Source organism: Microcystis sp. LE19-8.1F (genome assembly GCF_027531715.1).
In the GTDB taxonomy this organism is placed as follows: Bacteria; Cyanobacteriota; Cyanobacteriia; order Cyanobacteriales; family Microcystaceae; genus Microcystis; species Microcystis wesenbergii_A.
Genome location: NZ_JAPZSO010000171.1, coordinates 1 through 11,515, shown reverse-complemented (window position 1 = coordinate 11,515; position 11,515 = coordinate 1). Strand labels below are relative to the sequence as shown.

Annotated in this window: 6 protein-coding genes and 1 pseudogene; 6 read left to right on the top strand and 1 reads right to left on the bottom strand. The window is 44.4% G+C overall.

Going from position 1 to position 11,515, the window contains the following annotated elements:
- The first annotated feature begins 338 nt into the window (after positions 1 to 338).
- The 6 genes and pseudogenes from O9334_RS16550 to O9334_RS16525 all read left to right on the top strand — a co-directional run.
- The gene (locus O9334_RS16550; protein ID WP_288001272.1) at positions 339 to 2,258 is read left to right on the top strand and encodes a RiPP maturation radical SAM C-methyltransferase; all 1,920 of its coding nucleotides are present in this window, start codon (positions 339 to 341) and stop codon (positions 2,256 to 2,258) included.
- 186 nt (positions 2,259 to 2,444) lie between these two features.
- The gene (locus tag O9334_RS16545) at positions 2,445 to 4,055 is read left to right on the top strand and encodes an NHLP bacteriocin system secretion protein (protein ID WP_288001269.1); all 1,611 of its coding nucleotides are present in this window, start codon (positions 2,445 to 2,447) and stop codon (positions 4,053 to 4,055) included.
- 3 nt (positions 4,056 to 4,058) lie between these two features.
- A complete protein-coding gene (locus O9334_RS16540; RefSeq protein WP_190356725.1) occupies positions 4,059 to 6,275 on the top strand; it encodes an NHLP family bacteriocin export ABC transporter peptidase/permease/ATPase subunit in 2,217 nt (738 codons plus the stop codon).
- 36 nt (positions 6,276 to 6,311) lie between these two features.
- Positions 6,312 to 9,176: an NHLP bacteriocin export ABC transporter permease/ATPase subunit gene (locus O9334_RS16535; protein ID WP_190356726.1), complete on the top strand. Its 2,865-nt coding sequence runs from the start codon at positions 6,312 to 6,314 to the stop codon at positions 9,174 to 9,176.
- A gap of 15 nt (positions 9,177 to 9,191) precedes the next feature.
- On the top strand, positions 9,192 to 10,778 hold the full coding sequence (locus O9334_RS16530; protein ID WP_190356727.1) for a TolC family protein: 1,587 nt from the start codon (positions 9,192 to 9,194) through the stop codon (positions 10,776 to 10,778).
- A gap of 124 nt (positions 10,779 to 10,902) precedes the next feature.
- Positions 10,903 to 11,028 (top strand): annotated as a pseudogene (locus O9334_RS16525) (hypothetical protein); the annotation flags it as partial.
- A gap of 64 nt (positions 11,029 to 11,092) precedes the next feature.
- On the opposite strand, the gene O9334_RS16520 reads toward O9334_RS16525, so the two are convergent.
- On the bottom strand, positions 11,093 to 11,380 hold the full coding sequence (locus O9334_RS16520) for a PH domain-containing protein (RefSeq protein ID WP_288001264.1): 288 nt from the start codon (positions 11,378 to 11,380) through the stop codon (positions 11,093 to 11,095).
- Positions 11,381 to 11,515: the final 135 nt, after the last annotated feature.

Below are 11,515 nucleotides of genomic sequence, written 5' to 3'. Positions count from 1 at the left end.
TTAGACCTCTTGCATAAATCCGAAAACAAACGATAGAAACAATAATGGGAGGGACTTTCAGTTAATTATTTATTAGTAGTTGATAATCTTCAAAAATGTTGCTGTACAAGGATCGACTTAAGACTTTTGCAAGAGGTCTATTGCCATCATTATCATTAGTCTGTTTGCGGGACGACTACCTTGGCTTCTCAGCTTACTGTTACTGATTATCTACGGAGCGATTTTGTCTTACTTTTTTCAACCTAGAGTGCGGCAGGCTTTTAATCAGGCTTGATTTTTCCTAAAGTTTCGAGAACGTTAACTTCTGAAAAACCATTTAAAACCCAAAGCTCATTACTATGGTAGATGTTTGTTTCGTCCTGATGCCCTATGCGGATATTACCCATCCTTCGCTGGCGATTGGTATTTTAAAGGGCTGTTTAAACCAAGCAGGGATTTCTTCAACAGCAGTTTACGGCAATCTGAAATTTGCGGACAAAATTGGCACGAAAAAATATGGTGTTCTTGATCGTCAAGCCACCGAGGATTTAGTCGGTGAATGGACATTTTCTCACCTAGCCTTTCCTGATTTTTCTCCAGATTATCAGCAATATTTTGAGCAAGTTTTAACCCTTAGACATGACTCAGAAATGCAGCAAGAATTGTGGAAAATTCGAGAAGCGGCTACGGTGTTTATCGAAGAGTTAGCCCAGGAAATTCTCAGTTATCAGCCCAAAATTGTTAGCTGTAGTTCTACTTTTCAACAACATTGTGCTTCCCTAGCAATTCTGCGGCGTATTAAATCCCTGAAACCAGAAATTATCACCTTGATGGGAGGAGCAAATTGTGAAGGAATTATGGGTGTTACCACTCACCGAGAATTTCCTTGGGTAGATTTTGTCGCTTCCGGCGAAGGGGATGAACTTTTTGCTCCCCTGTGTCGTTTATTAATTGAGGAAGGGCGCGAAATTGCCCCCGAAAAAGTCCCCTACGGTGTAATTACCCCACGAGATAGAGAAGTTAAACGAAAGTGGGAAACTGCACCCAGAGCCATAATTCACAATTTAGATCAAGTACCAACACCCGACTATGACGATTACTTTAAAACCCTAACGCAATCCCAATTAAAAACAACCATTGTGCCGGGATTACTAGCAGAAACCTCCCGAGGTTGTTGGTGGGGGCAGAAAAATCATTGTACCTTTTGTGGTTTGAATGGCGATGGGATTAACTACCGCACCAAATCCACAGATAAGGTTTTAACGGAATTTGCAGAACTTTCCCAACGTTATAAAATCCGTAAATTTGAAGTGGTTGACAATATTTTGTCTCAACAACATTTGCAAACCCTGATTCCTCAATTTTCAGAAAAGCAACCTCCCTATACTCTCTTTTATGAGACTAAGGCTAATTTAAGTCACCATGATGTGGAAAAATTAGCCAAAGCTGGGGTGAATTGGATTCAACCAGGTATTGAGAACCTCCACGATCAAGTGCTGAAGTTAATGAACAAAGGCACCAGTACCGCCATCAACATACAACTGCTGAAGTGGGGACGAGAATTTGGCATTCGCCTTGCTTGGAACATTTTGGTGGATTTTCCTGGAGAACAAGATGATTGGTACGCAGAAATGGCCCAATGGCTGCCTTTAATTGTGCATCTACAACCCCCCAGCCAAATACGTCGGATTCGCTATGATCGTTTTAGTCCCTATCACAATGACCCCGCCAAGTATGGGATCAATATTGCACCCTTTGCCAGCTATTCCTACATTTATCCTTTAGAGTCCCAGGCTATTGCTGACTTGGCTTACTTCTTTGAAAAAACAGGTGACAATGGGGAGAATTTACACCTCCATCCCATCAAGTTTGATACCCCAGGTCTCCAGGCCACTCAACGCTGTGTCAATGAATGGCGGAAGTTATTTTGGGGCTCGAAGCAAGCGCCCCTCTTTTGCTACGATGACCACGGCCACCGTATTCTCCTGTTTGATACTCGTCCCTGCGCTACCGAGCGGGTTTCCTATCTCTACGGCTTAGAGCGTTTAGTTTTTCTCGCCTGTGACCAAGCCCTCACGTTTCGAGAATTATTGAAAAAATTGCAACAAATGGAGGCAGATTCTGCGTCTCCAGAGGAAGTGCAACAAACCCTCATGCTGCTTAAGGAACGTCATATCCTACTGGAGGCTAGTAAGCGTTTTCTCAGCTTAGCAGTCCGGGGGGATGTCCCTTCCCTACCCAGGGAAAAGGATTTTGCTGGAGGTTATTTGAAAGGATAATCTCTTAGACTTCTCCAGAAAGGACAGGAATAATGGATTGACACGCTTTAAATAATGCAATAGCATTTAGGTAATCTTGTTGATTTGGTGGGCAATATCTACCTTACTACTTCAGGCGGTAGTCACTAATAACTGCTAACTGATAACTGCTAACTGATAACTGCTAACTAATAACTGCTAACTGAAATGACTCCACCCCCTAATTCCCCCTTCCGCACTAAGTCTATTGAGCGTCTCTCCTCGCCAGAAAAACTCGATCAATTGATGGAAGTCATCAGTCCGAAGGGGTGGTGGTGGACGGGAAGTTTGGCCTTTGTGACAGTAGCGATTGTGATTTGGAGCATTTTTGGCCGGATTCCAATTACAGTTATGGGTCAGGGGGTGCTGGTTTATCTTGAAAAAGTCACGCAAATCGAAGGAATTGCTTCTGGTCGGATTAAATCCCTTAAGGTTAAACTCGACCAAACCATCAAAACTGGGGATTTAATTGCAATTGTGGAACAGCCAGAACTAGAGCAACAACTCCGCGAGAAGCAGGCCGAACTCAGACTCCTCAATTCCCAGTTTAATCGCGAAAATACCCTACAAAATCAAGATAATTCAGAGCAAAAGCTTACTCTTGAACAACAACGCTCTAATTACCAAAAACAGATTCGGGAAGCCGAACAGTTTGGGCGTTTACTTAAGGATAAAAATCTCGCAGCGATTCTCAGTCAGAAACAAGATATCCTGACTCAAGTTCAACAACTACAAACTACTGGGGTTAAGTCCCTCGCCACCAATCGAACAGCGATCACCGCCCAACGTCAAAGTCTTAATGAGCAACTCAATAAAGCCAATGAAGTGTTGAAAAATTTGCAAAAGATCTACACCAAACAGAAGGAATTACAAGCAAAAGAACTTATTACCATTAATATTATCTTGCAAACAGAGCAGCAAATCCTACAAATATTTGATCAAAACTCCAGCATTAAAGCCAACCTAAAACAATTAGATTCTCAAGAAGCTCAATTAGAACAAGCACAGTTAGATAATAATAATAAAATCAGTCAACTGCTTAATCAGGTTCAACAATTAGAGATTCAAGCAACTCAAAATGAACAAAGTTTTTTAGAAAATCAGCGTAGAATTGATGAACTTAAGTCTCAAGTAATCCAAGTTCAAAGTCAACTCACCCAACTAGATTTAGGAACCCGTAAAACCCTAGACGAGCAAGTAAACCAGCGGCAATCTTTAGAGAATGACATCGCCCAATTACAACTGCAAATCCAACGCAATGGCTACATTCGCAGCGAATATCCTGGTCGCGTTATTGACATTCAAGTTCAGGTAGGAGAACTGGTAAACCCTGGTCAAAATATTGCCAAACTAATGCGCTCTGATCGGGAAGAATCCCTAATTAGTCTAAGCTTTTTTAGTATTGGTAATGGCAAACAGATCAAAGCGGGGATGAGTGCAGAAATCACCCCCAGCACCGTGCAGAAAAAAGACTACGGCGGTATTGTGGGAACTGTCACTAAAGTAGCGGAATTTCCCAGTTCTGTTGAAGAAGCGGCGCTGTTAATCGGTGATGCTGATCTTGCTAAAAGTTTAACAGCGAATAATCAAACTATTGGAGTTGCTATTCACCTGAAAACTGACCCAAAAGCCTATAGTGGCTTTGAATGGTCTTCCCGTCAAGGTCCGAATCAAAAAATTACCCAAGGGACGACAACCATCAGTCAAGTTACAGTAGATCAAAGAGCGCCTATCTCCTTTGTTTTGCCCTTCTTTCGTTCAATTACGGGTGAGGAATAAGTCATGGTTACTACAACACCGAAAACGACTAAGGTGCGGTTTAAGCGGGTCAAAACTCCGACAGTATTACAAATGGAGGCTGTAGAATGTGGGGCGGCGGCTTTAAAGATCATTCTTGAGTATTACCAGAAGTATATTCCCTTAGCAGAATTACGTCAGGTCTGTGGCATTTCTCGTAATGGTAGTAAAGCATCCAGTATTGTCAAAGCGGCCAAAAGCTATGGGCTAGAAGCCCTAGGATTTAAATACGAACTCGAACAAGTTTATCATGTTGATCCGCCCTACATTGTCTTTTGGAATTTCAACCATTTTTTAGTCGTTGAGGGCTTCGATGAAAAATGGGCCTATCTCTCAGACCCGGCCCTTGGTCGTCGTCGTATTACCCAGGAAAACTTTGACCAGGGATACACTGGGGTAGTATTGACCTTTAAACCTACTAATAGCTTCGAAAAGGGAGGGATAAAACCGAATATCTTAGTATCCCTCTACCAACGATTAATTACAGTTCTCGATTCGGCTACCGCTTGTTTTATTCTCGGACTACTAATTATTGTCCCTCAAGTGGCGATACCGGTTTTGGGGGGTGAATACCTCGATGAAGTAATTGGTGAAGGCCGGTCTTGGTTATTACCGATTCTTTGGGCTTTGGGGTTAGCGACAGTGCTTAATTTTTTGCTCAATGAAGCCCAATTACGCTATCTTCGCCGGATGCAAACTAAACTTAGTGTGGAAATGTCCGGGAGTTTTCTCTGGCATTTATTACAGTTACCGATTGGTTTCTACGCCCAGAGATTTGCCGGGGAAATTAGCAATCGCGTTAGTTACAACGACAGTGTTGCTAGTACCCTTAGTGGTCGTCTCGCTACGACAATGATTGGGGTAGTGACGATGGTAATCTATGGCGTAATTTTAATGACCTACGATTTAAATTTAACGATAATTCTCATTTTGCTGGCGGCGGTAAACTTAGTCGCCCTCCAGTGGGTTTCCCGGGCCAGAGTTGATGCAAATATGACGCTGATTCAAGATTTTGGTAAGGTAGCAGGGATTAGCATTAGTGGTATTCAAAATATTGAAACTATTAAAGCAACTGGACTAGAAACCGAATTTTTTGCCCGTTGGGCTGGCTACTACGCTAAAGCGAATAATGGTCAGCAGGAATTGGGAGTCCAAAGCCAAGTTTTGGGGGTGTTACCCAGTTTTATTTCTAATATTGCTGGTTTAGCTATCATTATTCTCGGTGGACTGGGAGTGATTAAAGGGATCATGACCTTGGGAAGTTTCTTTGCTTTTCAACAGTTATCTAAGCAATTCCTTCAGCCGGTTAATAGTTTGGTGACTCTCGGACAAAATATTCAGGAAATGGTAGGGAAGATTAATCGCCTTGATGATGTCCTAGACAATGACATTGATCCCGAAATTAAACAACAACAAACCCTGCTTCTCCAAGCATCAATAACCGAAACCTTAACCCGCCCCAAACTTCAGGGTTATGTGGAATTTCGTCAGGTTAGTTTTGGCTACAGTTCTGTAGAAGCGCCTTTGATTGATAACTTTAATTTGCAACTGAAACCAGGCCAACGAGTCGCCTTGGTGGGGGCGACAGGTTCTGGAAAATCAACCCTCGCTAAACTCGTCACCGGACTATATCAACCAACCAGCGGGGAAATTTATTTTGATGGTCAGTCTCGGTGCCAAATTAGTCCTTATCTGTTGACTAATTCCCTCGCCCTGGTTGAACAAGATATTGTCTTATTTGGCGGAACTATTCGAGAAAATCTAACGCTGTGGGATCAAACGATTTCTGACCATGATTTGGTGGCGGCCTGTCAAGATGCTTTAATTCATGAAACTATTGTTAGTCTTCCCCATGGTTACGATAGTGTTCTCTTAGAAGGGGCGGCTAATCTGAGTGGTGGACAACGACAACGTTTAGAAATTGCCCGCGCCTTGACCACAAATCCCTCGATTCTTGTTATGGATGAAGCCACCAGTGCTTTGGATGCAGAAACCGAACGATTGATTGATTTGAATTTACGAAGACGGGGCTGTACTTGTATTATTGTCGCCCATCGTTTGAGTACGATTCGAGACTGCGAAGAAATTATTGTTTTAGCTCAAGGTAAGGTAATTCAGCGAGGAACCCATGAACAACTTTGGCAGGCTGGAGGTTACTATGCCAAGTTAGTCCAAGTAGAAGGAGGAGGAGTGACTTTATAAATGTAAGCATCTCAAAATCTAAAATCTAAAATCTATATGATTGAAGCAGTTTCTTGCCAAATTATTCACAGTAATCAAAGCTTATCCCTTACCTCATCGGAGCAACTGTATCGGGTAGAGAAGGGAAGTCTCGCGCTTTTTTGTGTCGAAAAAGTCGAAGAAAGCTGGGAAGGTCATCGTCACTATTGGTTTACGGTCACAGCGGGGGAACTCTTGTGGGGAATAGACCCTGGGGCTGTCCCCTTTGGCCTGATGGCGATCGCCTTAGAACAGACGGAAGTCACCCCCCTAGTCGAAAGTGACCTAGCCTCAGCGGAAACCTGGAGTCCCGAAATCCTGGGTTGGCTGACCCATTTAGGCCGATTTCTCGCCGATAAACTCTCCAGTCCACCCCATCCGCCCCTGAATCTCAATCAAATCAGTCAACCCCTCGCCCCGCAAGCGATTATTCAAGGCTCTAATAATCTGCTGTGGTTGCAATGTCATCAGGGTAAGTTGCACTTTTTGGGCCAGCCAGATCTGGTACTGTGCGCCGACTCTGTCCCGATTCCTCTCTTTTTACAACAGTGGTTCCGGGCGGATGAAACAACCCAAATAGAATTGACGACTGAACCACCCCAACCGGAAAACCTGCACCGGGGGATGGCTCAATATCACCAATTACTAATCGGCTACCTCGACAAGTTCTATCAGTATGAAGCACGGCTAGAAGTTCACAAACTCGAACAACGTGTCCAACAAAACCAGGCGGTAATCGAAAACACCCTAGCCAAACTCTCCACAGTCTTTGGTCGTCCACCAGCACAAAATATTGAACAATTACCCACCCCTTTACTGCGAGCAATGGGACGGATTGGCCGCTACCTGAATGTAGAAATCAAACCGCCCCCAGCATCAGAAGACCTCAAACGCATGAAAAATCCCCTCGAAGGCATTATTCGGGCTTCCCGCCTCCAGATGCGTTATGTGCTGTTGTCGGGACAATGGTGGAATCAGGACAATGGCCCCCTACTGGCCTACCGCCAAAATAAGGCTCCCGTCGCCCTCATTCCCGTCCCAGGCCATCCTTATCTCATCTATGACCCGGTTGCTCAAACTACCGCCACCCTCAGTGTCGAGGTAGCCAATAGCCTGGCTCCCATGGCCTTAATGTTTTATCGGACTTTTACCGCTCAGGTCATTGGGATTGGTGCCATCCTCAAGTTTGCCCTTTACCAACGCTACGGCGATCTGTTTCTCATTGCTATCTGTGCTCTCTCAGCAACTTTGTTGAATATGCTCAACCCGATCCTGATTGGGCATTTATTTAATGAAGTGATTCCCAATGCGGAGACGGGACTACTTTGGCAAATGGGGATGGTTCTGGTTACCTCGGCCATCAGCGTTACTTTCTTTAAGCTGACGCAAGGCTTTACTCTGTTGCGCTTGGAAACGGCTTCTGATGCTTCGACTCAAGCAGCAGTCTGGGACCGGGTACTGCAACTCCAGGCGCGTTTTTTTCGGCAGTACAGTAGTGGGGATCTACAATCCCGCATTATGGGCATTACCAAAATCCGTCGTCAGCTTAGTGGCTCGACTCTTAATGTTATCCTCAGTAGTTTTTTTGCTCTGTTAAACCTAGGTTTAATGCTCTATTACTCCTTCGATATTGCCCTCCTGGGTTTGGCAACGGCGATCGCTACGGTGATGATTACGACAATTCATAGCTACATTATCGTCAGGCAAAATCGTCTTCTGCTCAACCTAGAGGGGGAAATTTTTGGCAAGGTGGTGCAAATTATTAACAGCGTGGCTAAACTGCGCGTAGCCGGAGCCCAGGAACGGGCTTTTGCTTACTGGTCCAATGATTACCGCCAGCGCTCAGAACTCAATCTCAAGATAAATATCACTACCAATAGTCTGAATTTATCCAACCAAGTTCTTTCCTCGGTGGTGACGATTGTCCTGTTCTGGTTTACCTACGGTCAAATGCGTCCCCTCAATCCTTTTGTTTTACCTGAGTTGAGTGTGGGCAACTTTATGGCGGCTAATGCAGCCTTGGGTACTTTTGTTGGTAGTATTACCAGTTTGAGTAATACTCTAGTAGGCTCTTTGGATGTCTTGAATTTATGGGAACGAACTCAACCGGTACTCAAGGCTCCTCTGGAAGTAGATAAAACTAAAATTGACCCAGGTAAATTAAATGGCAAAATTACGGTCAGTGATCTGGTTTTTCGTTATCAACCGGAACAGTCTCCGATTCTTAATGGGGTAAGCTTGACCGTTAATGCCGGGGATTTTGTCGCTTTAGTTGGGACAACTGGCTGTGGGAAATCAACCCTGCTAAGGCTTCTCCTGGGGTTTGAAACTCCCGAAGCAGGAGCGATTTACTACGATGATCAGGATTTAGCTCAACTTAATATCCAAGCGGTGCGTCGTCAGTTAGGGGTTGTTCTACAAACCAGTCGTCTCCAGGCTGCTTCGATTTTCGATAACATCGCCGGGGGTTCTCTGGTGACTCTCGATGAAGCTTGGCAAGCAGCAACGATGGCCGGTTTTGCTGCCGATATTAAAGCGATGCCGATGGGGATGAATACCGTCGTCAGTGAAGGGGGAACCAATCTTTCTGGGGGACAACGCCAACGCCTCTTGATTGCTAAAGCTTTGGTACTGAAACCGAAAATTCTCCTGTTTGATGAAGCTACCAGCGCTCTTGATAATCAAACCCAGGCGATCGTTACTGAAAGTTTAGACCAGCTTAATGTGTCCCGTCTAGTGATTGCTCACCGTCTGAGCACTATTCGTTATGCTGACCAGATCTATGTTCTGGATCAGGGACGCATCGTTCAACAAGGAAACTTTGAAGAACTTGCCCATCAGCCTGGATTATTTGCCCAATTAACTGCTCGCCAAATGCTTTAACGTTCCTCAATTCTCATGAATGCTTTTCCCTTGTTTTCTTTATTGACAACTTTGAGTTTAGTCGGAGGCATTCTCGGGATCCTGTCTGCTGGCGGCTTGGCTCAATCTCTGTCTCCTGTTTCTCCCACCGTGCTACCGAGTCCTGAACTAGCCCTAGAAGATTCTGATCTCCTACAACTGCCAGTAGCTCCCCTTGTCTTACCGCAAGCACCAAGCGAACTCCAAATCCAAAATTTAATTAAATTGAGTTTACCGGAGGCTTTGGATTTAGCTCGGAAAAATAACCGTCAACTACAAATCACTCAGCAACAGTTACAACAGGCCCAACTAAAAGTCAAATCTGCCGAGGCGGCCTATTTACCTAACCTGAGCCTGGGGATTAATCTCAATACAGCCGTCTATTCTGTGGATAGCCTAGAACAGAAATTTTACAATCAAGTTTATTCCAGTGTCGGCTTGAATTATAATCAAACTCAAACCGTTCTCATTCGTGGACCTTCGGGAGTAAATCAATATACAATTACGCCACTAGATAATCCTTTTACCACTTTGGATACGACCCTCACTCTCAGCTATTTAGTCTATGGTGGTGGCGGTCGCGCTGGCAATCTTCAGGCGGCGCAGGAACAACTGAAAATTCAACTGCTCCAGGTGGAGTTACAACAGCAGACTCTCAACCAACAAATTCGCTTGGGGTACTACAGTATTCAACAGGCTCAGGCGCAAATTCAGATTGCTGAGGATAATTTAAATAATGCTCAAATTACTCTCAATGATGCCCAAGCTCTCAAGGAAGCAGGTTTTGCCACTATTGCTGATGTGCTTCAGGCTCAGGTTCAAGTCAAAAATGCTCAACAACAACTGGCCCAGTCCCAAGGAGATCTCCTATCAGCACAAAGTAATTTGACCCAATTACTGAGTGTGCGAGATGGGGTGATGGTGACAGCGGCAGACGAGATTAGGTTAGAAGATCAATGGGCGTTATCGTTACCGGAAAGTTTAGGAGTCGCCTATAGCCAACGTCCTGAACTTAAACAACAATTACTACAACAAAAAGTTGCCCAAGCTCAACAACAAATCGCCCTCGCTAATATACGTCCTCAAGTTCAACTTGTGGCGCAAACGGATATTAATAAGGCACTCAATTCCGGCGGTGGCTTTCCTGATGGAGTTGATGGCAATTTCTGGGGCGGGGGTTATTCTCTGACGGCGCAAATGCAGTGGAATTTTTATGATGGAGGTAATGCCTCGGCTCAGGCTCAGTCGGCTAAGGTAAGTGAGGAAATTGCAGTAACTCAGTTTGCCGATGTTCATAACCAAATTCGCCAAGAAGTTACCCAGAGTTATGCAAATTTACAGGTCAGTCAAGCTAACTACAGTACGGCTCAGGAAGCGGTGAAGTTCGCTGAGCAAAGTTTAGGAGCAAATCGGACTCGCTTTTTAGCCGGTGTTGGGACTCAGTTGGATGTGATCAGCGCCCAGAATAATCTCAATCAGGCTAAGCTTAGTCTCCTGCGGGCTACTGTTAGTTACAATCAGGCGATCGCCAATTTACGCCGCGCTGTCGGTCAAAATGAAACAACGACAACCAATATACCATAAACCTTTCATGAAGATTAGTTATTTTTGATCGCCCCAATATTGGGTAAAATCTCCTCAGCCTTCAGGTTTAATTCTGGAAAGATGGGAGAAACCAAAACAGCGGCGTTTGTGAAAATCGCTTCATTATCTATTTGGACTGCTGGGAGTCAGCAATGCCATCCGCGCCTTCTTTGCGGCTGGGCGTTCCGACTGTCTGAAGTTACTCTTCTGTGGTAAGTTGGATCTATTGTGCTGGGACAAGAAGTATTAGTCTCGCCGTTAGTAGATGTGTTTTGGTCAGCCATATTACTATTTCCTTTTTTTGAGATGATTGATTACTGCCAAGAGCCTGGAATATCAGGTCGATTTCTATGTCGCTCAATGTTGACTTGCTGTTGAAGAATTTCATGCAGCTTCAAGGCATCTGTAAGCGAAATTGCCTGAATAACCACGAGTTTGTTATTTCTATCTGTAGAGTAAATGTAAAGATTTGCTATTCCAAACAAACGATAAAGAAATGGCTTTAAAATGCGTAAATCTGTCACACGAAATAGCCAAACTTCGTCGATTTTTTGGTTAAAAAGTCCCGTAATAGTCCTAAACCGTTGAGTTGTAAACTTCAAGGGGTGACAAGGCGACTAAAAGGCTTGCTGGATAAGGCGCATAGCCGTTAGACCCCTAGAAAAATTCGGGTGTTTTCCAGGCTTGAGTCGAATCAAAGAAAAAGCGAGTTCCGAGTATGCGTCCATCGACTCGAC

Coding starts and splice junctions, on each gene's coding strand:
- O9334_RS16550 (WP_288001272.1), top strand. CDS start 339: ATGGTAGATGTTTGTTTCGTCCTGATGCCCTATGCGGATATTACCCAT.
- O9334_RS16545 (WP_288001269.1), top strand. CDS start 2,445: ATGACTCCACCCCCTAATTCCCCCTTCCGCACTAAGTCTATTGAGCGT.
- O9334_RS16540 (WP_190356725.1), top strand. CDS start 4,059: ATGGTTACTACAACACCGAAAACGACTAAGGTGCGGTTTAAGCGGGTC.
- O9334_RS16535 (WP_190356726.1), top strand. CDS start 6,312: ATGATTGAAGCAGTTTCTTGCCAAATTATTCACAGTAATCAAAGCTTA.
- O9334_RS16530 (WP_190356727.1), top strand. CDS start 9,192: ATGAATGCTTTTCCCTTGTTTTCTTTATTGACAACTTTGAGTTTAGTC.